Here is a 23,749-nt window from a genome sequence, read left to right as displayed (position 1 = left end):
CATGAACGCCCCTGTCGAACATGCCGCCGTCAACGCCGAGACCAAGGCCTACTGGGACGCCGCCCGCGATGGCAGGCTGCTCGTCAAGAAGTGCACGGCCTGCGGCAGGCCACATTTCTATCCGCGGACGCAGTGTCCGCATTGCCGTTCGCTCGAAACCGAATGGATGGAGGCCTCCGGCCAGGGGACGATCTACTCCTGGACGGTCATGCGCCGGGCTTCGCCTCCGGTTGCGATCGCCTACGTCACTCTCGAAGAGGGAGTCACGATGTTCACGAATATCGTCGACTGCGATCTCGATGCCCTGGCTGTGGGCCAGCCGGTGCGGGTCGCATTCGAGCAAAGGGAAGACGGACTGACAATTCCGGTTTTCAAGCCCGCCTGACGGAGGCTCAGCCGAGGTCGGTAGCGAGATAGACAATTCTGGGTTCCAAGTCGGTCACGACACGAAGGCGGGCCACGGCCGTTCGGGCCCGAAGATCAGGATCTCTGTTACCGGCAAACCGATCGATCCTGCGCCCAGCAGAAGCTCCGGACTGTCGACGGCTCGATCCCTGTCCTCGGCTGCCGCGAACCAGGCTTCGACCATGTAGGGATGGACGAACACCGCACCGCTGAAGCCGAGCGCGCTGGCGTTGGAGACGTCGAGCCTGCTGGCGGAAAGTTGGGAAGCGCCCTCGATGCAAAGATGCGCCGGTGGGGACCAGCCGGCTCCAGACAGCAGAACCGCCTTGTATCCTTGGGGCGCTACCGTCGGCGAAACGATCACCTCGCCGAGAACCGAAACCGTTCGGTCGATATCGAAAAGGTAGAGTTCATCGGGCTTGACGTTCGCGTAGTCCGGTTCGTGAAAGAAGCCTCGCGTGTAGTCGGCCCGGGGGACCTGCGTGGTCATCGTGATCCCGTCGAAGAGCGTCTCGTCGTCTTCACCGGCCTCCACGTGGTTCTGGACGTAGCGCAGCGTGTGCCGGCGGAAACCGGCCTGTGATGCAGCCAGCGGGCCGTGGACTTCGGCGTAGTGGCGGCGGAAGCCGCGCCGTGTCAACGCCGGATTGCGTTTGAGGAAGGAGTTGCGCTTCCAGACCGATCCTGCCGCCGTGGCTGCCTTTTCCCTGTGCGGACCTACCATTGGGTTCGGCCACCCATGCGGGCGACCGCGCGGCGATACTGGATCGGGATCTCAATCGCGTTCTCCGCTCCCAGGACATGCGCCGCCATGCGCGGCCAGTAGGGGTCCCTCAGCAGCGCTCGAGCGAGGAAAACGAGGTCGGCGGCGCCGTCGGAGATGAACCTCTCGGCCATCTCCGGTTCCGTGATCAGCCCGACCACGCCGGTCGCAAGGCCGGTGCGCGCCCGGATCTCGCGCGTCATCGGCGCATGGTAGCCGGGTTCGACGGGCGCCTGCTCGCCGGGCACCACGGCGCCGCTCGAACAGTCCACCAGGTCAACACCCTCGTCCTTCATCATCGAGGCCAGCCGGATCGTGTCTTCCAGCGTTATGCCGCCCTCGGTCCAGTCGACGATGGAAAGCCTGACCATCAGCGGCAATTCATCCGGCATCGCCGCGCGCATTGCCCTCACCACCATGATCGGAACTGCCGCCCGTCCTTCGAAACTGCCGCCGAAGCGGTCGGTCCGCTTGTTGGCCAGAGGCGAGAAGAATTCGTGAAGAAGGTAGCCGTGGGCAAAGTGTGCCTCGATCGCACGGAAACCGGCACGGCAGGCGCGCCGTGTCGCTGCGGCGAAATCTTCGACCATGCGCGCGATTGCCGCCTCGTCCATCTCCTCCGGAGTATTCCAGTCGGGTTGAAAGGGAAGGGCGCTGGGGGCCGGAAGTTTCCCCCATTGCTCTTCGGCGATGGGTGCGTTGCCATCCCAGGGGATCGTCCGTCCGCCTTTGCGGCCGGCATGGGCGAGCTGGATCGCCGGCACGCTGCCGGCTGCCGAAATCAATGCGGCGATCGGCTCCAGCGCGCGCACATGCTCGTCGGACCATAGGCCAAGATCGCCGGGCGTGATGCGTGCGACAGGCGATACGGCAGTCGCTTCGAGGACCACCATTCCGACGCCGCCCGCGGCACGGCTTCCCAGATGAATCTTGTGCCAGTCGCCGGGTATCCCGTCCCGGCACGTGTACATGCACATGGGCGACATGACGATCCGGTTGGGTACGGTGACGGATCGCAGGGAAAGCGGCGTGAAAAGCTGGCTCAAAGGTTTGCGTCCTCTACAAACGTACGTTAGTTATCCACTTAGCCGCACGGTAGTTTCCGGTCAATGACGGCCTTGGAGAGCATGATGAACGCGCTGTTCCGCAGCGACCGAACGGCCGGCGAGCGGGCCATTCCAAGCCACCACAACCTGCTGGGCGGGTCCTTGCGCCATTGCGAGCGAGCATGACAGCTTATGGCACGAAGATGGATCCGGATCGGTTGAAGGCGAGGCGGTTCCCGGAAAGAACATTCTCCTACGACGACGCTCGCACCATGCTTTACGGCCTTGCGGCCGGCATGTCGGCCGATCCCTTGGACCGAACCGAACTGCCGTTCGTGACGGAAAACGGTCTGCGTGCGTTGCCCAGCATGGCGACGGTCATCGCCTGGGACGATACGTGGCTTGCATCCAGTGGCGTCGATGTGGACCGAGTCGTGCATGGCGAGCAGCGCATCACCCTGCACAAGCCGCTCGCCCCGATGGCGCGCCTTTCCAGCGCCATGCGCATCGTCGACGTTTACGACAAGGGTGAGGGCCGTGGTGCTGTCCTCTACGTGCGCACGGATCTGACCGACCTTTCGGACGGCCAGGCGCTCGCCACGCTTCATTCGACGGTGTTTGCGCGCGGCGATGGTGGTTTCGGAGGGGCGCAGGGAAATCCGCCGCCGCTTGTCCCAGTCCCGGACTCTCCATGTGACCTCGCGATCGATCTTGCGACTCAACCGAATCAGGCGCTCTTCTATCGATTGCTCGGCGACCGCAATCCCCTCCACAGCGATCCCGATTTTGCGCGCTCGGTCGGTTTCGAGCGGCCCATATTGCACGGGCTGTGCACCTACGCGATCGCGACCCGCGCCGTCGTCAAGGGTCTCTGCGCGCACGACCCGGCCCGGGTTGCGCATCTGGAAGCGCGCTTCACCGCCCCGGTCTTTCCCGGCGAGACGATAACCACCGAACTCTGGCGTACCGCGGAGGGCGGCGCATTCCGGGCACGCGTCGCCGCGCGCGAAAGCATCGTCCTCGACCGGGGCCGCGTGGTACTCCGATAGCGGACCCGGGCTGGGGCGCAGGGTTTGGCGCTTAGAACCAGGCCTGGTCCGTTTCCAGCGCCGAGCGTTCCATGCGGGAGAATATCGCCAGCCAGTTGTCGATGCGTCCCATCTCGAAGGCGTAGAAGTAGCGGCAGGCCGCGATCTTGCCGCGATAGAAATTGGCGTCGTCGTCGGAAAGGCCGACGCTCGCCAGGCGGCCGTAGGCCGCAGCGGCCTGTCTCAGCCACATCCAGCCGATCACGAGGTGGCCGAAAAGGTCGCAGTAGACCGACGCATTGGCAAGATATCCGACGATGTCGGTGTCAGCATGCCGGCGCGCCGCGCAGGTGGCTTTGATGACCGCGCGAAGATAGCCTTCCAACTCGTCTGCGTGAGCGGTCACGGCTGCATGCCGCCTGGCTTTGGCAATGTCTGACAGCACCACCTTCTCGAACACCGAGAGCGCGGAACCGTCGCGCAGACGAACCTTGCGCCACAGAAGGTCGATCGCCTGGATGCCGTTCGTGCCCTCGTGGATCGCGTTGAGACGGTTGTCGCGATAGAACTGTTCCACCGGATAGTCCCGGGTATAGCCATAGCCCCCCAGAACCTGCATAGCGAGTTTGTTGGCCTCGAGGCAGAACTCGCTGGGCCACGCCTTGACGATCGGCGTCAGAAGCTCGAGGAGCAATTCCGTGTCTTCTCGTGCGGCCTTCTCGGCATGCGTCGCGAGGTCGTCGACCAGACGGGCCGCATAGAGGCAGAGCGACAGCGCTCCCTCCACACTGGCCTTCTGCGCCAGCAGCATCCGCTTTACGTCGGCGTGTTCTATGATCATTACCGGCTTCGACAACGGGTCCTTCGCGTCGGGAAGGCGGCCCTGCGGGCGCGAGCGGGCATAGTCCAGGCTGTACAGATAGCCGGCATATCCGCTCATGGTGGCGCCGAGCCCGACCGAGATCCGCGCCTCGTTCATCATGACGAACATGTATTCGAGGCCTCGGTTGGCCTCGCCGACCAGATAGCCGACGCAGTCGTCCTCCTCGCCGAAGCTCAGCACCGTATTCGTGATTCCGCGCCAACCCATCTTGTGATTGAGGCCGATGAGCCTGACGCCGTTGTGTTCGGCAGGTTCGCCGTCTGCGTCAAGGCGGCGCTTGGGCACGATGAACATCGAGATGCCCCTGACCCCCGCCGGCGCGCCACCGATCCGGGCAAGAACCAGATGCACGATGTTGTCCGACATCTCGTGGTCGCCGCCCGATATCCACATCTTCGTGCCGCGAACAGCAAATGTTCCATCGCCAAGCATCCGCGCGGTGGTGCGGATATCCGACAGCGACGACCCTGCCTGCGATTCGCTGAGACACATGGTGCCGAGGTATCGCCCGTTTAGCATCGGCTCCATGAATATATGTTTCTGCTCCTCGGATCCGAACTTGCGGATCACGTTCGCAGCGGCCGCCGTGAGGAAGCAGTAGGAAGTCGTGGCGACATTCGCCGCCTGGAAACAGGCAAAGCACGCCTGCACCACACTGAATGGAAGCTGAAGCCCACCCTCTTCGGTGGGAGCGTTCGCCCGCAGGAAACCGGCTGCGACAAACGCTTCGATCGCCTCCTTCGTTTCGGGTAGGGTGATGACAGCCCCGTCTTCGAAACGCGGTTCGCTTCGGTCGGCAAGGGTGTAGTGGTTGTGAAACTTGTCGGCGGCGATCGCCTGGGCGGTGTCGAGCACAGCGGCGAAGACGTCGTGATCGTGTTCGGCGAACAATTCCCTTTCAGTGAGCGAGTCCGTGCCCAATACCTCGAACAGGTTGAACGCTATGTCCCTCATGCTGCTTGGGCTGACGCCTGAACCGTCCACTGAGCGCTCCTTTAATCCGACCGCGGTTGACTTGACCGTAAATACAAACGTTTGTTAGTTAGATCGGGCGCGGCCACCGGTCAACGGTCGTGTGTTCACTTGTCGCTTGCCTGAGCAGGGCCCTGATGACGTCAGCGGAAATTCGATACGAAAGGCATTTCGGCGATCGACTGGTCCGTTGCTTCGCGGACAGGCTCGGCGACAGCTACGAGACGCTGGAACGCGCGGCCGCTGTTCGCGCCGACGCCGACGCCATCGTCTTTGCGGGGCGGCGTCTCTCGTATCGGGAACTGGTCGACGAAGTTGCGCGTGTCGCAACGGGACTTGCTTCGCTCGGTCTTCGCCACGGTGACCGCCTCGTACTGCTGTGCGGCAACAATCCGGAATTCATCCTCCTGCTCTATGCGGCTTTCAGGATCGGCGCCATCGTTGTTCCGGTGGACATCCGCCTGCGCGGCGCCGAGATCGCCTATATCGCGACGAACTGCCAGGCCTCGCTGATCGCCTATGAGAAGAGGGTGGCGGCCGAGGTTGCCGATACGGCGGCGCTTCCGGCTGGCTGCCAAACCCTCGCCATACCCGGCGACGGCGAGGGGCGGCTTTTCGAAATGATCCTGGAGGGACGAGAACTCGATCGCAGTCGCCCCGACAGCGAGGAGGACCCCGCGCTCATCGTCTTCACGTCGGGCACGACGGGCCGACCGAAAGGAGCGGTGCTGACTCACCTGAACATCGAGCATTCCTGCCAGCACTTCCATCGCAACATCGGCATAACGGCAGCCGATCGAATCGGCGTCGTCACACCCATCACACACGTGACCGGCCTCATCATGGGCGTTATCGGCGCTTTGCACGCCGGAGCGGCCGTGTTGCTGCTCGACTCCTTCCGCGCCTCGACCTTCATCGAAATGGCCGCGCGGGAGCGGATGACGCAGACGGTGATGGTGCCGGCCATGTACAGCCTCTGCCTGCTCGACGATGGTTTCCATGGCGCCGACCTGTCGCAATGGCGGGTGGGAAATTACGGCGGTGCGCCGATGCCAGAAGGCCTCATCATGGCGCTGGCCGAAAAACTGCCGCACCTCCAATTGGTCAACGGCTACGGGGCAACGGAGACCTGCTCGCCGGCGACCATGCTGCGCCCCGGCGAGGGCGTCGGACAAGCCGCCAGCGTCGGGCGCCCGCTGCATTGCGTCGACATACTGGTCATGGACGAACACGGCCGCGAACTGCCGACAGGCGAGGCGGGAGAAATATGGATAGCCGGCCCAATGGTTTCGCCCGGCTATTGGCGCGATCCGGAGGCCACTGCGAAAGGCTTCGTCGGCGGCTATTGGCGATCTGGCGATATAGGTTCCATCGATGTCGAAGGCTATCTGCGCGTCCACGACCGCATCAAGGACGTCGTCAACCGCGGTGGCTACAAGATCTACAGTGCCGAGGTCGAAAGCGTCCTGTCGCGCTTTGCCGGCGTGGTGGAGGCGGCCGTGGTCGGACGGCCTTCCCCTGTCCTGGGAGAACGTGTCCACGCTTTCGTGTCGGTTGCCTCCGCAAGCGTGACGGCCGACATGCTTCGCGCTTTCTGCGCCGGCCTGCTGGCGGACTACAAGGTGCCCGAGAGCTTCACGGTGACGACCGACCGTCTGCCGCGAAGCGCCAACGGCAAGCTTCAGAAGCGGGAACTGCGCGACATCGCTCAGGGCCTGCCGCCGCTTGAGCCGCTCCGGCGCTCCGGCTGATCATCGTTTCATTTCAGCGAGGACTTAAAGTATGACGATCCGATTTGACGACCGAGTGGCCGTAGTGACCGGAGCCGGCTCCGGCCTGGGCCGCAGCCACGCCCTGGCGCTCGCGGCGCGGGGAGCCAAGATCGTCGTCAACGACTTCGCCGGGAGCCGCGCGGGCGACGCGCGCCCGCCGGCGGATCTCGTGGTGGAAGAGATTCGCGCGGCCGGGGGCGTGGCAGTCTCCAACGGCTCGTCCGTGGCCGACCCCGGTCAGGCTCGCGCCCTGGTCGAGCAGGCGGTTTCCCAATTCGGGCGCATCGACATTCTGGTCAACAACGCCGGCTTCCTGCGCGACCGCACATTCGCAAAGCTCACCCCCGAAGATTTCGATGCGGTTGTCGACGTGCATCTCAACGGTGCGGCCTACTGCACCATGGCGGCTTGGGGCCACATGCGCGATCAGAACTATGGCCGCATCGTGCTCACGACGTCGAATTCAGGCCTGTTCGGCAATTTCGGCCAGAGCAACTACGCGGCCGCCAAGGCAGGTTTGGTCGGCCTGATGAATGCACTGAAGCAAGAGGGTGGGAAATACGGCATACTGGTCAACACGCTGGCTCCCATGGCTGCAACGCCAATGACGGAAGCGGTGATGGACGAGGCCACCAAGGCGGCCTTCGATCCGGCGCTGGTGGCGGCGGCGGTCGCCTATCTTTGCAGCGAGCGCAATACGGAGTCCGGACGTATCCTGTCGACCGCCGGCGGATACGTCTCGGCCGTCCAGATGATGAGCAGCCCCGGCATCCTTCTCGGCGCCGCTACGACCGCCGAGGCGATTGGCGAGAACTGGGCGAAGATATGCGATTTTGACGGCGCGCGCGGATTTGCCAGCGCGGGCGACGAGATGCGCCACATCCTCGAGCGGCTGGCCGCCGCCAAACTGTCGGCATGAGCGTGTCGGGCGGGCTTCTTGCGGGCCGTGTCGCCGTGGTGACGGGAGGCGGCGGTGGTATCGGGCGCGGAATCTGCATGGGTCTTGCCCGGGAGGGTGGTGTCGTGGCGGTGCTCGACATCGAACCCGCTTCGGCCGAGGAGACCGCGGGGATGATCCGGGCGGCGGGCGGCGAGGCTCGCGCCTTTGCCTGCAACATAGCCAGCGAGGCGTCCTTCCGGCTAGCCGGCGCCGCAATCGAATCCACCCTTGGCGTCGCGGGCATCGTCGTCAACAACGCGGGCTTCCTCAAGCCGGCGGCGCTTGAGGAAACGACCCTCGAACACTGGAATGCGATGCTGTCCGTCAACCTTACCGGCGCCTTCGTCAGCACCCTCGTGTTCGGTCCGGCGATGCGCGAGGCCGGCAGGGGTGTGTTCGTCCACATAGGCTCGATCGCGGCCAATTTCGCCCAGACGCGTGGCGGGGCCTACAGCGCCTCGAAGGCAGGGATCTGCGGCCTGTCTTCCACCATTGCGGCCGAATGGGGACCCGACGGCATTCGCAGCAACGTCGTGCATCCCGGGCTCATCCGGACGGCGCTGAGCGAGCCGTTCTACCGCGACGAGGACCTTCTGCGCCGACGCGAGGCGACGGTTGCCAGTCGCAGAACCGGAGTGCCCGCAGATGTCGCCGGCGCGTCATATTCCTGGCCTCGGACCTTTCCGCCTACGTCAATGGCGCGGAGTTGACGGTCGACGGAGGGTTCAGCCGCATGGCGATCGACCTCATTCCCCGACCGGGTTTCGGCGGAGACGATTCAGCGCGCCCATGACGGTCCTGCGCCAGCCGGCAGATGGACAAGCGAGCGAAATTGTACTAACAAACGTTCGTAAGTAAAATTCGGTCGGCATGTAATGCCTGGCTGGTCGATATCGAAATTGCATAGGGAGGATTGCATGATGAATTTGTTGAAGTCGGCCCTGTTGGTGGCCGCCTTGTCGGCCGCGATGCTCGGCCATGCCGCCGCGCAGGAACAGTGGAAGCTGGGTACTGTCGGCGCGCCGGGATCGGGCCTTCTGAGGATGGGCGAGATGGTGGCGGCCGGCATGACACAGGCAGGCGGCGACGGCTTTTCCGTCCACGTCCAGTCGATCGCCAACGAGCAGGAAATGGTCCAGCAGGTCGTCCGCGGCCGTGTCGAGGTTGGCGTGACTTCCGGACAGGGCCTGGGCGCAACCGCTCCCGACGCTTCCGTGCTGGCGTTCCCATTCCTGTGGGACAACGACAAGCAGCGCGACTACGTCATGGAAAAGCATGTCAAGCCGGTGCTTACCGAGATCCTCGCGGAGAAGGGGCTGCAGCTTCTCGTGATCGGCGACGCCGGTTACTACGGTGTCTTCTGCCAGTTCGACTGCCAGGAACCGGCGTCCTTGAAGGACGTCAAGGTTCGCGTCTCGCCGACGCCGGCGGCGCGCCTGTTCTGGTCCGAGACCGGCGCCAATCCGGTTCAGCTTCCGCTCAGCGAACTGTGGCCGGGCCTCGAGCAGAATCTGGTTCGCGCCGCCGATATCCCTCTGCCATTCTATGTCACTACGCCGGCCCAGAAGTCCGCGCCACACTTCATCAACACCAATCATTTCCACGCGGCGTGGGTCTATTTCATGAACAAGCGGCTCTATGACGGGCTGACCAACGATCAGCGCAAGGCCATCGCCGACTCGCTGCCCACCTCCGAGGAGCTTGTCACTCTGTACGCCGCCGATATCGCGGCCGCTCGCGCCAAGCACGAGGAACTTGGCGGCACGTTTCACGAGTTGACCGACGAGCAGGAGGTCGCTTGGCGCGGCGACATCGAACAGAAGGTTCCCGAACTCCTGTCGCAGATGGGCCCCGGAGCCCAGCGTCTCTACGACGCGATCACCGCAGGCAAGGAAGAGTTCGCCAAGACGGGCGGATGAAGCTGCCCGAACTACCATACGATCATGAGCCCGCCCTCCGGGGGCGGCTCACCGGTTCCCACGATATCAGAGGCAATCATGACTGCATCGACGTTGAAGCCCGTTGTCACCCGCAAGGACGCCGAGAGCCGGAACACGGCGCAGTCGGGCGGGGCTATCCGCATCTCCGGTGTCAGCCCGCAGCACACCCCGGCCACGAAGATATGGTTCGGCAAGGTGAGCAACGAGCCTGGCTTCCGCTCGCTTCCGCATCATCACGGCGAGGCCGAAACGGGTGGATATGTGCTCAAGGGCAGCGGCCGGATCTATTTCGGGGAGAACTATGTTGAGTACGTCGATATGACCGAGGGCGACTTCGTCTTCGTGCCGCCGCACATGCCGCATGTCGAAGTGAACATGAGCGTCACCGACGAACTCGTCTGGATGACTTGCCGGACGCCGGACAACATCGTCATCAACCTGGCCGATGTTCCAGACGAGGTGCTCGAAGGCTATCGTCGCGGCTGATCGAAGGCCCCGGTCGCCGGCAGAGGCATGAATAGTGGCTGCTGTTCGCGCCGACAGGCGGATGCCATGACAGTAGCAGGGCGAGCACGTTTTCGGCGCCTTGGGGGGACATGAAGCTGCGCGCACAACAGCTGGCGGGAGCCTTTCTCGCCCTCCTGACGCGGACCGAGCAGGCGATAGCCGTCGCGGCGCTTTTCGTAACCGCCGCGGCCCTGCTGGCGGACATTTTCGCACGCGAAGTGCTGTTTTCCAGCCTCTTCGGATCACTGCGCGTCGCCGTCTACGGAATGGCATTTGCCGCCCTGTTCGGCTTCTGCGTATGCGTCGCAGCCAACGCACATATCCGCGTGACCATCTTCGACGGCATCACGCCGGCCGCCTGGCGGCCCCTTGTCTGCCGGTTCGCCGACCTCCTCTCCTTTGCCATCTGCGCGGCCTTCGGTTGGTTCGCGGCCCACTATGTGTGGCAGACCTACATGGTTGCGGAGACGGACGTGGCGCTGGGCATCGTGGTCTGGCCGTTCCAGCTTGCCCTGGTGTGGGCCTTCATTTCGGGAGGGCTGCGCTACGGCCTGTTCTTTGTCTTCCCGGCGCTGCGTCCTCAAGAGCAGGAGATCGTGCAATGATCGCCGCTTCCCTGGCTCCGCTGTTCCTGCTGCTGACCTTCCTGCGTCAGAACGTCATTCTGACGCTGGCTGTCATCGTCGGCCTGATACACGTCTATCTGGCGACCAACAGTTCGGCCGAGTACATGATCCAGGACCTCTGGTTCACGCTCGACCGGGAGGTGCTGCTTTCGATACCGATGTTCATGTTCGCCGGCGTGATCATGTCCCGCGGCAGCATCGCCAATCGCCTGGTGCGGGTCATGACCGCCCTGACGAGCCGGTTGCCCGGCGGCCTCGGTGTCGGCACGATCATGGCGCTTGCCATGTTCTCCTCGATCTCGGGCTCGGGCATCGTCACCATGATGGCCATCGGCGGACTGATGTTTCCAGCGCTGGTGAACAGAGGATACGGGGTGCACTATGCCCTTGGCGTTCTCGCCTCCGGAGGCACGCTCGGCATCATCATACCACCCAGCATCCTTATGATCCTCTACGGCTTCTCGACCGAAACCTCGGTCACGGACATGTTCCGCGCGGGATGGGGACCTGGCCTCGCGATGGTGGCGGTGCTGTCGATATACACGATCATTCGCCAGCGAAGGCTGCCTACCACCCCGATTGACTTCCGCGAAGTGGCGAGCGCCCTTCGCCACGGCATCACGGCCATCATGATGCCGGTGATCTTGCTGACGGGAATCTACACGGGTTATTTCACCGTCACGGAGGCTGCGGCGCTATCGCTGTTCTACGCGCTTGTGGTCGAGGTCATCATCCACCGTGAGCTCGGGTTCGAGGAGATCTACGAGATAGGCATCGAGACCGTGAAGCTGCTCGGAGGGTTGATGCCGCTGCTCGCCTTCGCAAACAGCTTCAATGTCATCCTTGACTATGAGGGGGTGCCTCAGGCGCTGCTTGAGTGGGCGCAGGTCTATATAGGTTCGGCATGGGCGCTGCTCATCGCGGTCAACCTGCTCCTTCTGATCGCGGGCGCGCTGATGGACGAGAGTTCGGCGATCCTGATCCTGGCGCCGCTGCTGGCGCCGCTCGGCGCCGCCTACGGGTTCGACCCGGTCCACTTCGGCATCATCGTGATCGTCAACCTGCAGATCGGCTACGTGATGCCGCCGGTCGCCATCAACGTCATCATTGCGGCGACGATCTTCAAGCAGAGTTTCGGAACGGTCTGCCGCGCGGTCATGCCCTTCATCGGCCTGATGCTGCTGGTTCTACTGCTCACGATCCTGTTTCCGCAACTGTCGCTCTATTTCGCAGGTCGGTAGGGAAATCGAGGGTCGCGGGGCCATGGATTCCGTCCGCTTTTGCGGCGCGAGTGCTACAATAAAATCAGGGAACCCGAAGATAGCTAACTCAAGGCGTTAGGCATTTTCTGTATCCAAACGTTTGAAATCAAGCATCATGTTCGCGCGTGTCGCTTCTGCCCAGATACTCATTTTGACAAGACTCCGCCCCAACTCCCGCTTAGACTAGGGCAATGGTTTCAGGGGGATGGTCGATGAGAGGCACGAAGTCGGGGCGTCTTTTCTTGGCTGCAGTGGTGGGCGTGGCTGCTCTGGGCGCCATTGCCATTTCAGGCGCGCTCGGCACTTCGATTGCTCCTGCCGAAACAGTTCGGGATAGGCCCGCCGAGGTGAAAGTGGCGCAGGCTGCGGCCAAGGAAACGCGCAAAAGCGCGGAAGGCAACACCTCAACCACCGTCACGACAACAACCGTTCACGAGGGGTGGACGGTGACCTGCAATGAGGGCGGCGCTGCGCCCGCCAAGATGTGCAGCGCGAGCTTCCGGGTCATCAACAAACAGAACAATGCCGTTGTTCTTGTCTGGCTGATGGGCCGCAACGCCGCGGGCAAGCCGCTTGCAGAGTTTCTAACCCCCACCGATGTGAGCATCCAGCCTGGCATAGCGGTGGCGTTCGAGGAGAGCAAACCGGTCAAGGCGGACTATGTTTCGTGCACGAAGAAAGGTTGTAAGGCCTCGCTGGACCTTACAAACAGCCTTGTCGGGCAAATGAAAACGGCAAAGAAGGCCAAGATCGACATAACGCTCGTCGACGGGAAGATTGTCCAGTTCTCCGTGGACATCCCTGGCATCGACAAGGCGCTCACCGACCTCGGACTCTGAGGCCTTCGATGTGTCTATCGGCAAACGAAGAAAGCGGCTTCGCTAGGGGTCGCTCACGAGTTGTAATTTGGCAACATTCGAGGCTCAATTGTATGAACTTCAAACCATTTCGCTTGCAGCATTGATCGAAGCCGCGTTCGTGGAATGACCTAAGGGAACTATCTTCGGGGCTGGGATGTCGCAAAGCGCGCGAATGGTAGAGCGTTTCACCAAGCGCAGGCACATCCGGCGCATCGCGGGGCTCGCGTATATTTTATCTTCTCTACTCTACCTTGCCTGGCGGCTGACGATTTTCAACGAACACGCCATGGTTTTGTCGACCATGTATTTTGTCGCCGACGTGTTCGCAGTCGTACTCGGCGTACTTGCAGTATTCGTTTCCTGGAATTATCGCCATCGCGAGCCAGTTCCCGCTCCGCCGGGCCTGAAGGTCGACGTCCTTATTCCGGTATTTAAGGAGCCGCTGGATATGGTGCGACGAACCGTGGAAGGTGCATGCGCCATCCGCTATCCGCATGAGACATGGCTTCTGGATGATGCGAAGCGACCGGAGCTTCGCGCTTTGGCTACGGAACTCGGTTGCCACTATCTGGCGCGGCAGACAAACGACCATGCGAAGGCCGGGAATCTGAACCACGCCCTGAAGGCGATAAAGGGCGATTTTGTAGCCGTTTTCGACGCCGACCACATCCCGCAGCCGCACGCGCTCGATTTGACGCTGGGCTTCTTCACCGATCCCAAAGTGGCGATGGTGCAGACGCCGCAGGACTATTTCAACATCGATGCTCTGCAATATTCCAACAACGAGAAGAACGGAGGTCTCTGGCACGACCAATCATTCTTCTACAACATCAGCCAGCCGGGCCGCGACTTCTTCGACGCGGCGTCGTGCGCCGGTACTTCCGTCGTCTACCGGCGTTCCGCGCTCGATGTGATCGGTGGATTCCCGACCGAGACGGTGACCGAGGATGTCCACACCTCGCTCAAGCTGCACAAGCGAGGCTTCAGCGCGCCGTTTCTCAACGAGCCGATCGCCTATGGGATCGCGGCCGCGGATCTTGCCGACTACTACCGCACGAGACAGCGCTACGGACACGGCAACATCCATGCCCTGCGCATCGAGAACGTCTTCTTCTGCAAAGGCCTGACCATCGGCCAGCGCCTGTCGTATTTGTTTCTCGGCCTGATCTACCTCGAAGGATGGCAGCAATTGCTGGTCTTTCTTGTGCCGAGTATCGCCCTGATATTCGGCATCGCGCCGTTCGACATCTCGGTCTTCAATGTGCTTGTCGTCCTGAGCTTTCCGCTCTGGACCTATGCACTCATGCAGGAGATCGGATGCGGGTTCTCACGTTATTGGACCAACGAGATCTTCGCCATGATCCGCTGGCCGGTCCACATCATCTCGTCGGTGGCGTTGTTCAAGGACAAGCTGGTTTGGCGATCTTCCCGGAAGAACGTGAAGGGCCGTGTGGATTGGGCGCTGTTGGCGCCGCAGCTGGCGGTGATCGTGCTCAGTCTGACCGCGTTGACTTTGGGGGTATGGCGGCTAGCTGGCGACTTCGCCACCGGCCCCCTCATCGGCGTGCTCCTGGAACGAATTCCGGACGGTCAGGCTATCGTCTCGCGATGGAACTGGCTGGCCAGCGAAGTCCAGGCAATCGCGGTCGGCCTTGTGAGTCCTGGCCAGGATGTCGCGGCTGGGGGCGCGGACGCAGTCGCCGTAGCTCCACCTCCGCCCTTGTTTACCGTGCCGGCGAAGCCGATCGACTGGTTCCAGCCGCTTACGACCGGCTATACACTCGACCTTGTCCTCGTTGCTGGATTCTGGGCGCTGATCAACGCCCTGCGGGGGATATTCGTCGTCTTCAAAGTCGTTCGGAATGCGCGCCATTCGCGTGACGACTACGCATTCCGCTGCCTTGTGCCGGTGGAAATACAGATCGGCGAAAGTAAGGCTCTAGGCGTCGCGGAGCGGCTGTCCGGTACCGAGATTCGCTTTCCGCGCGCTCTGCGGCGGCGGCTGGATCGCTTCCGGTTTCCTCTTGCTGCGACGATATTTCTTCCCACCGGTCCAGTTTGCGTACGCCTCCTGAAACCGCGCTCGCCCGGCGATCCATTCCTGCCGATTGACGTCCGGCCGGAACGGCGCCGCGAAATCGAAGCATGTCTTTACGCTGTCAGCTGGCACCGCGACTTCCTACACCACAGCGCCGAGTTCGGGACGCCGTTCACTGCACTGGCACGATTATTCCGCTTTCGAGGCTCTCAAGCGGCGGTGGGATGGCAGGAGGCCGGCCTGGCGTGGCCCCGCACCAGCCCCACCGGCAGTGACGGAGCCGCCGAGCGTCAGTCACATAGCCTCCAGCCGGTCATTCTGCAGGGACATCGTCGAAGTTCGGTTGCGGAAACAATGATCGCCTTCCAGCCGTTGAACGTCGGCGGCTCGTTCGTTGTCAACGTCGGCGCAGACGGGGAAAGCCGCTCGCGCACTGTTCGCATCGAAAAGGTGGCCGAGGAGCGCATCCTTTATCCGAATGACAGTGAAACGTCGCCGCGCAGCTACCGCTATAGAATAGCCGACCTCACCCCTGTTCGTCCCAAGGCAAGTCTTCCTCGGCGCTTGTATCGATGGGTCATGGGTTCGAGAGGGACTCAGGCCGGCACCGCATCATCGCCTGTGATAGCGAGACAAGATTTCGACTTTGCCGCCGATGCCCATATTCTGGCATCCGATGCCGACCACAACCGCCTGCGTCTCGGTCGTCCTGATGTCGTTCCATCCGCGGCGGCATTTGCCGGTGCAGGCGCCGATTTTTCGGGCCTTGGCAGGCCAATACCTCCGGTTAACAAGACCTGAAAGGCCCTCGCGATTCGTCGACGCTGCGTGTCGGGTATGGAGTTAGTGGTTCAACTTTGATGCGCAAATGCAACAGTCCACTGGTATTCATGCGGAAAATCTAACGCGGGAACGAAACTTCTAGCGGTGGACTTGCCCCAACGGCACCCCGCGATATCCTGTGGTTGCGCTATTCGGGAATGAGGCGCGGCATTCAATTTGACCAAGCATTGCGTTCGGTGTTGGGCGATCTGTTGAGCTAGGTACTTCAAGCTGCTTTCTTTTTCCGGGGGTCGCATGGCCAAGAAGTTCAATCGCGGCGTGTTCTTTACGTGCGCGGCAAACAACAGAACACCAAAGCTCAGTCTCCTAGCTACAACTGCACTGGCGGGCGCGCTGTTCGGTGTTTTTGGCCCCGCCTTCGCCGATCCGGACGCCTGTCAAACCATAGGCGCGACGTCGACCTGCACCGGAGACCAGTCAGAAGGGATCGCTTCGGGCGACGATTTCCCTGCAGCCTCTACCGTCCTCAATGTTTTCGATCTTGATGGCGACATTACGCCGGACTTCGACACAAACGGGATTCTGTTCAGCGGCGACACCACCGTCGAGATCAACAGCAACCTCGGCGGCGACTCTATCTGGATCACCGGAGAGGGCGATGGCGTGCTGGGGGTGGCCCCCGGCAATGTGACCATTAATCACGACGGTGACATCTTCGACGCCTTCCGTGGAATCAACGCCCATTCGACAGGCGGCGACGTTGCGATCGACGCCGAGGGGCTCATCTACAATTCGACGGAAGCAGCCATCAACGCCTATGCGCCGAGCGGCAGCATCGAAATCGATTACGAGGGCAGGATTCGCCAAGCTCAGAACCGGGGCATAAGTGCGATTGCCGACGGCAACATCGAAATCGATCATGTGGGCAGGATCGATTCGGTAAACCAGGCGATCTTCGCGCAGTCGGCCAGCGGTTCCATCGATATCGACAGCGAAGGGTACATTCGTACCTCGAGCGGCGACGCAATCGACGCCGAGGCGACGGGCGCGGGCGCGACGGTGACGGTCGTGCGCGTGGGCGACACCGACGCCGAGGACCGCGCGATCTTCGTCCGGGCCAACGGGGCGGCTTCGGTGGAGAGTTATGGCGACGTCACTTCGCGCGACATCGACGCCATCAACGTGCAAAGCCAGACCGGATCGGCCTCGATCTTCTCCCGCGGCGACATTCAGGCCGCCAATCAGGGTCTGTTTGCGATCGGCGCTACAGGCGCATCGATCGACAGTTGGGGTGATGTCACCACCGGCGACGAGAACAACGATGGCAACGACGGTATCTTTTCCCTCGTCACCGTAGCAGGCAACGCCACAGTCATCTCGCACGGAGACGTGGATGCCAACGTGCGTGGTATCATAGCCATCACCCCGAACGGAACGGCCTCCATCTATTCCGAAGGCGACGTAATCGCGCGGGTGAACGGCATTCATGCACAAGGTACGACGGGCGCCACGGTCGAGCAGTATGGCGACGTCACGGTCCAGGATGCGAACGGCATCGTGGCCTATTCGAACACCGGAGGCGCGTCCGTCATCAGCGAGGGTGACGTCGACGCCCAGGTGATCGGCATCACCGCTTATACGAACTCGGGCGATGCGACCGTCAAGCATTGGGGCGATGTCACCAGTGAGACAGCCTTCGCCATCCAGGCCTACACCGGAACAGGCAACGCCACGGTCGAGCTTTACGGCGATGCGTCCGGCAAGACCGCAGGCGTGCAGGCGCTCGTAGTGGGTGGCGACGGTGGCAACGCCTCGGCCACGGTGCGCGGCGATGTCTATTCGGAATTTGGGCCCGGCATCGAGGCGGGTGTCTACAACACGACCAACGGCGGCAACGCGACGATCGATTCCAAGGGCGATGTCGACGCCTACACGCACGGCCTTCTCGCCCAGGTGACCGCCGGATCGGGCGACGCGTCGATCAAGCATGTCGGAGACGTAACTTCTCGCGAGGGCACCGGCGCGCATGCCTTCTCGACAGGCGGCAGTGCCGAAATAGAGGTCTACGGTGACACCGTCGCAAGACGGATGGGACTGCATGCGGTGGCATTCGGCGCAGGCGACGCGGCAAGCGTGTTAAGTCGTGGTGACGTGTTTGGCGAAACCAACGACGGTATCCACGCCGTTTCGAACGGCGGCGCGGCGAGTGTCGATTCGATAGGCGACGTTACCGGCGGCAATATGGGAATTTTCGCCCGGGGTGCGACCGGCGCGACCATCGAGACGAACGGAGATGTCCAGGGCGGTTCGAATGACGGCCTCCACGCCTCCACGAGTACCGGGAATGCCTCGATCACCAGCCTCGGCGATGTCTCGGGAGGCAATCGCGGGATTTTCGCGATGACGAGCGGACCGGGGTTTGCGTTCATCGATTCGCAGGGGACGGTGACATCGATCAACGACGCCATCTATGCCTATAGCGGCGACGGCGCCGCCACCGTGATCCAGACCGGCGACGTTACCTCCGAGTTTCTCAATGGCGTTCACGCACATGCGGGCGGCACCGGCAACGCCTCGATCACCGTGCATGGCAAAGTGAGCGCGTTCCAGGACGCTATCTATGCCTACGCCAATAATGGCGATGCTTCCGTCGACCAGACGGGCGACGTCATCTCGACGACCCACAATGGCGTCCAGGCCTATGTCGCTGGCACGGGCGACGCCTCCATCACAATCGATGGCAAGGTCACCGCCGGCATGGCCGGCATATGGGGGCAGGTCGCGGGCCAGGGCAATGTGGTCATCGAAGCGGATGGCGACGTCCAATCGGTCGCCGCTGGCATTGCGGGTGTCGCCAACGACGGCAACGTGACGATAACGCATGAAGGCAACGTTGAATCAACCAACAACCGCGGCATCTATGCGGAAGCTCTTGGCGCCGGCCACACCGCAATCGTCAACCAGACGGGCGATGTGACGAGCCCCGCAGAGGCCATCCAGGCAAGGGCTGATGGCGAGGCCAGGGTGGAAAGTTTCGGCGATATCACCTCCGCGAACTCGAGGGGCATTTACGCATTCAGCGAAAACGGCATCGCCACCATCATCTCCGAGGGCACGGTCAATGCAGCCAACTTCGGTCTGTTCGCGCAAGCCGATGGCAACGCGACCGTCGAGAGCATCGGCAACGTGACGTCCTTGAATTCGAGAGGCATCTACGCGTTCAGCGAAAACGGCATCGCCTCGATCGATTCCGAAGGCGACATCTCCTCCGTCGACATTGGCCTCTTCGCCCAGGGCGAGACGGGCGCAATCATCCATTCGCAGGGCAATGTCACGACTTCGTCGGCCGAAGCCATCTTCGCGCTCAACGACGGCCCCGGCAACGCCGAGGTTTATTCGACCGGCGATGTGGTAGCGAACGGCGGCCGCGGCATCGTCGCTCTCAACAACTCGCCCGGCGCGGCCTATATCGAATCGATCGGCGATGTCGACACCTATGAAACCGCGATTCAGGCCTTCACGACGAACGGCGCCGCGACCGTTTATTCCACCGGCGACGTAACTTCCGAAAACGGCATGGGCATTCAGTCTCAGACGACGACAGGTGGCAATGCCTTTGTCAGGTCGATCGGCGAGATCGAAGCTTATCAGCAGGGCATCTTGGCCTTTGCGGGAGGCGCCGGAAATTCCGCGACGGTTGAGCAGGAAGGCGATGTCACGTCCGAAAATTCGCGCGGCATAGAGGCGCATTCGTTAGCCGGATCGGCTTCGATCCTGTCGTCCGGCAAGGTCGATGCCTATCAGGAGGGGCTCCAGGCCTTTGGTGGAAATGGCTCGGCAACCATAATCCATGTCGGGAACGTCCTGTCCGAAAACAGCAATGGCGTCAACAGCCTGTCGTATGGAAACGGCGCGTCGTCGAGCGTCACCCTGACCGGCGAGGTGGACGGTCGCCAGCATGGTATCCAGTCGATTGCGTTCGGCAATGCCGGCAGTTCAGCATCCGTCTGGAGTCGCGGCGACGTGACTGCCGAAATCGGCTTCGGCATTCTTGTGCAGGCCGCCGCAGCAGGTGCCGGCACAGCCACGATTGACAGCATCGGTGATGTCTCGGCGCGCCAGGTCGCCGTGTTCGCCAATTCTTATGGCAATGCTTCGGTCACCTATTCTGGCGATGCCAGCTCCGAAGAGAACGATGCGATCTTCGCGCAGTCGGCCAACGGGACTGCGACCATCAATTCGAGCGGCAGCGCATCCGGAGCACGCAACGGTATCTTCGCCATTGCCGAAAGTGACGTGACCATCACCCATGTCGGCAGCGCCACGACCTCCAGCAACGAGCGAGCCATCCACGGCCAGTCGGCTAATGGCAATGTCAAGATCGATGTCGACGGCCACATCTATGTGGACGGAACCGGCGGCGATTCCGACGCGATCTTCGCTCTGTCGCCCAACGGGTATTCGGAGGTGTTCGTCCGCGCCGGAAGCCTGGTGACCGGCGGCGACGATGCGGCCGCCAGCTTCGGGGTGGAGTTCGGCGACGCAGTCGGTCCCAATACTCTCAGCAACTATGGCGAGATCAACGACGCCAATGGCGGCAAGACCATCGGTGGCGGTAGCGCTGCCGAGATCGTCTACAACTACGGCCTGGTCGACGGCGACTTCTATTTGGGAGCTGGCGCCAACCGCTTCGACAATCTGTTCGGCGGCACGACCTACTTCAAGGCATTCTCCTCGGTCGGCGCAGGCAATGACTTCAACAATCTTGGTCTGGTTTCGCCCTTCGGCGAGATGACGATCGGATCGTCGGTCCTTGAGGGAAATTTCAACCAGAGCGGCACCGGCGTCTTCCTGGCCGACCTCGATCTCGATGCGGGCACGGCGGACTATCTCGACGTGACGGGCAATGTGGGAGCCGGCGGCGAGGTTGCGGCCTATGTCACCAATCTCGGCACCAGCGTCGGGCCATTTGGGCCGACGACGATCATCAACTCGAACGGCGCCGTGACCGACAACGGCATAGTGGGCGCCGAGCAGGGCGCACTTAGCGTCGATGTCAGCACCACTGCGACCACGGTCGATATCAACGTCGCAATCGACTTCGGTGGTTTCGGCAATCTCTCAGGCAACCAGGCGACGCTGGGTGATTATTTTCAGAGCCTGTTCGAGGAGACGGTTCCTGGTGGGCTGACGCCGGAGCAGGAAGCATTCTACCTCGGACTTCTCAACATCGGCGATCTCGCGGCCTATAAGGACGGGCTCAATCAGCTGTCGCCTGAAGCGGCAAATGCCGGAGTGATGGCTACGTTTTCGGCTGCCGAGAGTTTCGCAAGCAATCTTTTCTCCTGCCGCCAGCGTGACGGAGCTTACAAATACATCGCCGAGGGCAGCTGTGCCTGGGCTGCAGTGAGCGGCCGCGCCGCCGAACACGACGGAGGCTCCGGCGGGTTAGACATAGACGATAACGCATTTACGATCTCCGGCGGGGCGCAGTACAAGGCCGAAGGCGACTGGGCATTCGGCTTCGGCCTCGGATACGAGCATGGCGAAAGCGATGCCGGCACGTCGGCCGAACTCGACCGCGATCTTTTCAATTTCGGCCTGGTGGCCAAGGGTCAGTTCGACAATCTGCTGGTCGGCGCGGCGCTGACCGGCGGTGTGGGCAACATCGACTCGACGCGGCACCTTACCATTCCCGTGGTCGCGGATGCAGAAGCGGATCGCACGATCGGCTACGGCGCCATCACAGGCCGGGCCGCCTACCTGTTCGACATGAACACCTACTATATCAAGCCGATGGCCGAGGCCGCCGCGACCTTCGTCTCGGCGGAAGGATATACCGAGACGGGAGCCGGCGTTGCTAACCAGACGGTATCAAGCACCGATGAGGTCGTCGGCCGCGGTTCACTCTCGGTCGAACTCGGCGGCCAGTTCGGAGAGCCGGACGGCGTTCTCTTCCGGCCGTTCGTGAGCGGCGGCGTGACCTTCCTCACCGACTCGGAGATCGACGTCGAGGCTGGCTTCCCCGGCCTTGGCGACGGCACAGTGACGCTGACCACGGATCCGGACGATATCTACGCGGATGTCAGGGCCGGTGTTGATATACTGGGTGTCTCGGGCTGGACTGGGCGGCTCGAATATGACGGCCGTTTCTCATCCGACAACCAATTGCATAGCGGGATCGCCAAGCTCAGCTACGCCTTCTGAGACCAAGCAGGGCAGCGGTTTTCGAAAACGGAACGCGGGGACGCGGCTTAGAGCATCGTTGCCTTGCGGGCAGCTTGGGCGATGCCGCCGTGCGCCTGGAGCAACTCCGGGAAAAGCAGGGACCCCGGCTTCCCGTCGGGAATTGCGGCAAACACGTCGCTGATTTCCACGAAGCGATGCTCCGGCCGAGCGTCAGCGATCACTGGCCAGTATCTTCGCAAAGCTGTTCTGAGCCGCCTCGACGCTGATGCTGTCATCCCACAGGAATTTGTCGAGCAGGATTTGGATCTTGTTGACCGTGGACCCGCTGAGGAAGAGTTCGTTGTTTTCCACAACGGAACCGCGCCGCTTGAGGATATTCAGTCCCTTTTTCACGCATGAATCGGCGAGCGAGAGGTCGACATCGTCACGCACCGGCAAGGACCCCTTGGCCATGTTGAAGAGCGTCTGCACACGCGGATTGAGCATCATGGAGGCGAGTTTCAGCTGTGCTTTCTCGATCTCCGGATCGCTTTGTTTGGGAAAGATGAAAACGTCCCCGCCAACCTGAAAATAGGGGTTTTCCGAGGGGCCCGGGATGCATTCATAGTCCACGCCTGGTGTCTTCCCCGCTTGCGCGAACTCACCCCTGGCCCAGTCGGCCATGATCTGTAGCGCAGCCTTGTCGTTAATGACCAGGTCGGTAGTCTTGCTCCAGCTTCGCCCCTTCGCCGATTTGTCCGAATAGACCCTCAGCGCCCGGAAGGCTTCGAAGACGCGAGCGACCTTCTGCGAGCGCGCGACGGCGGTATTGCGATTCTTGTAAAGTTTGTAGTGAACGTCGCGCCCAGCCATGTTCAGCATCAACACGCCGAAGAGGCCGTATTCCTGCCAAGGCTCTCCTCCGAGCGCAAATGGAATATAACCCGCTTCCTTGATTTTCGGCGCGGCGGCTAGGAACTCGTCCATGTCTCGGGGTACTGGGACGCCGGATTTCTGGAGCACCGGAAGCGAAACCCACGCCCACTGCCATGAATGGATATTTACCGGGACGCACCATATGTGTCCGTTGCGTTCGCACGCGCCGAGTACTGATTTGGGACGGATGATGCGGCGCCAGCGCTCCTTCTTCGCGAGCGGGGTCAGGTCGAGCAACCGTTCTTCCTTGATCAGCTGGTCGAACTGCCGCGATATGTTGAACTGCGCGGCACCAGGCGGGTTGCCGCCGCGGACCCGCGCAAAAATGGTTTTCATCGCTTCCGCGCCGTCGACGACAGGCGAATCGATCCATTTGTTCGGTCCGAGCCTGTCGAACTCCGTCTGAAATACCGAGACGGCCGCCTTTTCACCTCCGGACGTCCACCAATGAATAACTTCGATACCAGGAGGGCCGGCCGTACCGGGGTCGCCGCCGATCCCCGATTGGCCAAACCCCTGCTGGGTCGACGACCAACTGAAAAGAGAAGCGAGCAACACTGCGAATGCGCTCCGAACAAAAAAGGTCCAGTGAAACGTCATGGAACCTCCAAAACACTTCTCAAGATCGTGAGGGTGCCGTTTGCGAAAGATTTCTGATCGAGGATGCTGCCTGAATCGAGGCGATGGTAAGCGATGCTTTCAGACGTGTCTCTACCCAGTGTTTGGTTTTTTCGGCCCAAAAGTCTCTGTTCGGGCATTTCCGCAAAATTGAGCCGAAATTCCGTCGAGTTTTCCTGGGGTTAGCTTCCCCTTTTGGTTG

The 23,749-nt window shown here is 61.9% G+C and carries 17 protein-coding genes; 12 read left to right on the top strand and 5 right to left on the bottom strand.

Annotated features, from left to right (window positions below; translation table 11 throughout):
- Nucleotide 1 precedes the first annotated feature (1 nt).
- Nucleotides 2–385 (top strand): Zn-ribbon domain-containing OB-fold protein, encoded by a 384-nt coding sequence (locus ABLE71_RS02290; RefSeq protein WP_348781751.1) that lies wholly within the window; start codon nt 2–4, stop codon nt 383–385.
- A gap of 54 nt (nt 386–439) precedes the next feature.
- Here ABLE71_RS02290 and ABLE71_RS02285 read toward each other — a convergent pair whose 3' ends face one another.
- Together ABLE71_RS02285 and ABLE71_RS02280 are read right to left on the bottom strand one after the other, a co-directional pair.
- Nucleotides 440–1,129 carry an EthD domain-containing protein gene (locus tag ABLE71_RS02285; RefSeq protein WP_348781750.1) on the bottom strand — a complete coding sequence of 230 codons (690 nt, stop codon included), beginning with the start codon at nt 1,127–1,129 and terminating at the stop codon, nt 440–442.
- On the bottom strand, nt 1,123–2,214 hold the full coding sequence (locus tag ABLE71_RS02280) for an NADH:flavin oxidoreductase/NADH oxidase (protein WP_348781749.1): 1,092 nt from the start codon (nt 2,212–2,214) through the stop codon (nt 1,123–1,125). Before ABLE71_RS02280 ends, ABLE71_RS02285 begins: the two co-directional genes overlap by 7 nt.
- Before the next feature lie 182 nt (nt 2,215–2,396).
- Here ABLE71_RS02280 and ABLE71_RS02275 point away from each other — a divergent pair, with 182 nt between their 5' ends.
- Nucleotides 2,397–3,263 carry a MaoC/PaaZ C-terminal domain-containing protein gene (locus ABLE71_RS02275; protein WP_348781748.1) on the top strand — a complete coding sequence of 289 codons (867 nt, stop codon included), beginning with the start codon at nt 2,397–2,399 and terminating at the stop codon, nt 3,261–3,263.
- Nucleotides 3,264–3,294: 31 nt separating this feature from the next.
- Here ABLE71_RS02275 and ABLE71_RS02270 read toward each other — a convergent pair whose 3' ends face one another.
- A complete protein-coding gene (locus ABLE71_RS02270) occupies nt 3,295–5,079 on the bottom strand; it encodes an acyl-CoA dehydrogenase (RefSeq protein ID WP_348781747.1) in 1,785 nt (594 codons plus the stop codon).
- A 155-nt stretch (nt 5,080–5,234) separates the two neighbouring features.
- Between ABLE71_RS02270 and ABLE71_RS02265 the strand changes: the two genes are divergently transcribed.
- The 10 genes from ABLE71_RS02265 (at nt 5,235) to ABLE71_RS02220 (ending at nt 22,032) form a co-directional block, all read left to right on the top strand.
- Nucleotides 5,235–6,848, top strand: coding sequence for an AMP-binding protein (locus ABLE71_RS02265; protein WP_348781746.1), 1,614 nt, complete (start codon nt 5,235–5,237; stop codon nt 6,846–6,848).
- A 31-nt stretch (nt 6,849–6,879) separates the two neighbouring features.
- Nucleotides 6,880–7,788: an SDR family NAD(P)-dependent oxidoreductase gene (locus ABLE71_RS02260; RefSeq protein WP_348781745.1), complete on the top strand. Its 909-nt coding sequence runs from the start codon at nt 6,880–6,882 to the stop codon at nt 7,786–7,788.
- On the top strand, nt 7,785–8,519 hold the full coding sequence (locus ABLE71_RS02255; RefSeq protein WP_348781744.1) for an SDR family oxidoreductase: 735 nt from the start codon (nt 7,785–7,787) through the stop codon (nt 8,517–8,519). Before ABLE71_RS02260 ends, ABLE71_RS02255 begins: the two co-directional genes overlap by 4 nt.
- 207 nt (nt 8,520–8,726) lie before the next feature.
- Complete coding sequence (gene dctP / locus ABLE71_RS02250; RefSeq protein WP_348781743.1) at nt 8,727–9,728, top strand: TRAP transporter substrate-binding protein DctP; 1,002 nt, start codon at nt 8,727–8,729, stop codon at nt 9,726–9,728.
- Between the two features lie 78 nt (nt 9,729–9,806).
- Complete coding sequence (locus tag ABLE71_RS02245; RefSeq protein WP_348781742.1) at nt 9,807–10,235, top strand: cupin domain-containing protein; 429 nt, start codon at nt 9,807–9,809, stop codon at nt 10,233–10,235.
- A 110-nt stretch (nt 10,236–10,345) separates the two neighbouring features.
- A complete protein-coding gene (locus ABLE71_RS02240) occupies nt 10,346–10,861 on the top strand; it encodes a TRAP transporter small permease (protein ID WP_348781741.1) in 516 nt (171 codons plus the stop codon).
- Nucleotides 10,858–12,123 carry a TRAP transporter large permease subunit gene (locus ABLE71_RS02235; RefSeq protein ID WP_348781740.1) on the top strand — a complete coding sequence of 422 codons (1,266 nt, stop codon included), beginning with the start codon at nt 10,858–10,860 and terminating at the stop codon, nt 12,121–12,123. The genes ABLE71_RS02240 and ABLE71_RS02235 overlap by 4 nt, the downstream gene beginning before the upstream one ends.
- A 233-nt stretch (nt 12,124–12,356) precedes the next feature.
- Nucleotides 12,357–12,983, top strand: a complete 627-nt coding sequence (locus ABLE71_RS02230) for an invasion associated locus B family protein (RefSeq protein ID WP_348781739.1) — start codon at nt 12,357–12,359, stop codon at nt 12,981–12,983.
- 193 nt (nt 12,984–13,176) lie between these two features.
- Nucleotides 13,177–15,843: a glycosyltransferase gene (locus tag ABLE71_RS02225; RefSeq protein WP_348781738.1), complete on the top strand. Its 2,667-nt coding sequence runs from the start codon at nt 13,177–13,179 to the stop codon at nt 15,841–15,843.
- Nucleotides 15,844–16,119: 276 nt separating this feature from the next.
- Nucleotides 16,120–22,032, top strand: coding sequence for a hypothetical protein (locus tag ABLE71_RS02220; RefSeq protein WP_348781737.1), 5,913 nt, complete (start codon nt 16,120–16,122; stop codon nt 22,030–22,032).
- A gap of 47 nt (nt 22,033–22,079) precedes the next feature.
- On the opposite strand, the gene ABLE71_RS02215 is transcribed toward ABLE71_RS02220, so the two are convergent.
- On the bottom strand, nt 22,080–22,202 hold the full coding sequence (locus tag ABLE71_RS02215) for a hypothetical protein (protein ID WP_348781736.1): 123 nt from the start codon (nt 22,200–22,202) through the stop codon (nt 22,080–22,082).
- Between the two features lie 22 nt (nt 22,203–22,224).
- Nucleotides 22,225–23,529 (bottom strand): ABC transporter substrate-binding protein, encoded by a 1,305-nt coding sequence (locus ABLE71_RS02210; RefSeq protein ID WP_348781735.1) that lies wholly within the window; start codon nt 23,527–23,529, stop codon nt 22,225–22,227.
- Nucleotides 23,530–23,749: the final 220 nt, after the last annotated feature.

The organism is Mesorhizobium sp. KR9-304 (genome assembly GCF_040049215.1).
Lineage (GTDB): Bacteria > Pseudomonadota > Alphaproteobacteria > Rhizobiales > Rhizobiaceae > Mesorhizobium_K.
This window is presented reverse-complemented; position numbering and strand designations above follow the sequence as displayed.

Coding starts and splice junctions, on each gene's coding strand:
- ABLE71_RS02290 (WP_348781751.1), top strand. CDS start 2: ATGAACGCCCCTGTCGAACATGCCGCCGTCAACGCCGAGACCAAGGCC.
- ABLE71_RS02285 (WP_348781750.1), bottom strand. CDS start 1,129: ATGGTAGGTCCGCACAGGGAAAAGGCAGCCACGGCGGCAGGATCGGTC.
- ABLE71_RS02275 (WP_348781748.1), top strand. CDS start 2,397: ATGACAGCTTATGGCACGAAGATGGATCCGGATCGGTTGAAGGCGAGG.
- ABLE71_RS02270 (WP_348781747.1), bottom strand. CDS start 5,079: ATGAGGGACATAGCGTTCAACCTGTTCGAGGTATTGGGCACGGACTCG.
- ABLE71_RS02265 (WP_348781746.1), top strand. CDS start 5,235: ATGACGTCAGCGGAAATTCGATACGAAAGGCATTTCGGCGATCGACTG.
- ABLE71_RS02260 (WP_348781745.1), top strand. CDS start 6,880: ATGACGATCCGATTTGACGACCGAGTGGCCGTAGTGACCGGAGCCGGC.
- ABLE71_RS02255 (WP_348781744.1), top strand. CDS start 7,785: ATGAGCGTGTCGGGCGGGCTTCTTGCGGGCCGTGTCGCCGTGGTGACG.
- dctP (WP_348781743.1), top strand. CDS start 8,727: ATGATGAATTTGTTGAAGTCGGCCCTGTTGGTGGCCGCCTTGTCGGCC.
- ABLE71_RS02245 (WP_348781742.1), top strand. CDS start 9,807: ATGACTGCATCGACGTTGAAGCCCGTTGTCACCCGCAAGGACGCCGAG.
- ABLE71_RS02240 (WP_348781741.1), top strand. CDS start 10,346: ATGAAGCTGCGCGCACAACAGCTGGCGGGAGCCTTTCTCGCCCTCCTG.
- ABLE71_RS02235 (WP_348781740.1), top strand. CDS start 10,858: ATGATCGCCGCTTCCCTGGCTCCGCTGTTCCTGCTGCTGACCTTCCTG.
- ABLE71_RS02230 (WP_348781739.1), top strand. CDS start 12,357: ATGAGAGGCACGAAGTCGGGGCGTCTTTTCTTGGCTGCAGTGGTGGGC.
- ABLE71_RS02225 (WP_348781738.1), top strand. CDS start 13,177: ATGGTAGAGCGTTTCACCAAGCGCAGGCACATCCGGCGCATCGCGGGG.
- ABLE71_RS02220 (WP_348781737.1), top strand. CDS start 16,120: ATGGCCAAGAAGTTCAATCGCGGCGTGTTCTTTACGTGCGCGGCAAAC.
- ABLE71_RS02210 (WP_348781735.1), bottom strand. CDS start 23,529: ATGACGTTTCACTGGACCTTTTTTGTTCGGAGCGCATTCGCAGTGTTG.